The 878-nt window shown below is 74.0% G+C and carries 2 protein-coding genes; both read right to left on the minus strand.

The genetic code is table 11. The features are described from left to right. A partial coding sequence (locus tag HW578_RS27115) for a DUF1178 family protein (RefSeq protein WP_198373794.1) occupies positions 1 to 253 on the minus strand: 253 nt, incomplete at its 3' end. An 86-nt stretch (positions 254 to 339) separates the two neighbouring features. Further along, positions 340 to 597 (minus strand): glutaredoxin 3, encoded by a 258-nt coding sequence (gene grxC / locus HW578_RS27120; protein WP_198373795.1) that lies wholly within the window; start codon positions 595 to 597, stop codon positions 340 to 342. Between the last annotated feature and the right edge of the window lie 281 nt (positions 598 to 878).

An 878-nucleotide genomic window follows, 5' to 3' on the forward strand; every position in this document is an offset into this window, starting at 1 on the left:
GCGCTGCGGGCGGGGCCGGGGCGGCGGGGGGCGGCGGGGCTTCCGGCGCCGGCACCACGGCATTGCGCGCCGGGCGACCCTTCTTCGGAATGGCCGGGGCCATCAGCGCGCGCTGCACCTTGGTCCCGCCGCAGACCGGGCAATCGACCAGCCCGGCCTTGGCCAGGGATTCAAAGGCGGCGCTGTCGCGGTACCAGCCGTCGAAGGCGTGCTCATCGGCCGTGCTGGTACAGCGTAACTGGTAGTGGATCATGTCTCCATCGTCCCCGGCGCGGGCGGGTTGCCGCTGGCCCGTCGGCGCAGATTTGGCACTCCCGGCCCGGGAGTGCCAGGGGGGCTTCAGGTTGCGAGCAGCGCGTCGAGCTTGCCAGCCCGCTCCAGCGCATGCAGGTCATCGGAGCCCCCGACGGCCTGCCCGTTGATGAAGACCTGCGGGACGGTGGTGCGCCCGCCCGAGCGCTCGGTCGCCTGGCGGCGCGCCTCGGACCCATTGGGGGCGTAAATTTCCTCATACGCCACGCCCTTGCCGTCGAGCAGCGCCTTGGCGCGCGCGCAGTAGGGGCAAAAATCGGTGGTGAAGATCTCGACCTTGGCCATGCGGCAGAAGGTGGCACGGTGCGGGCCGCGGTCAAGCGGGGCGGTCGGGGCACCGTTCCTATCCGGCCGGGTGCTCCGGCGCGGTATCCTCGCGCCCTGGCGGAGATTGCGATGCGGTCGCGACGTCCAGTGCGCCGAGACGGCGCCCCACAGGTCCGGCAGGCGCCTGGCCGGCCGCCCCGCCCGCTGCCAGGCAGCGCCCCGCTACGCGTCCCGCAGCCGCGGGTCCGGCACGCGGGCGGCGGCCAGCACCTCGACCGCCAGGGCCCCCGCCTCCAGCA

It is taken from the genome of Roseomonas rosulenta (assembly GCF_016106005.1).
Taxonomy (GTDB): domain Bacteria; phylum Pseudomonadota; class Alphaproteobacteria; order Acetobacterales; family Acetobacteraceae; genus Neoroseomonas; species Neoroseomonas rosulenta.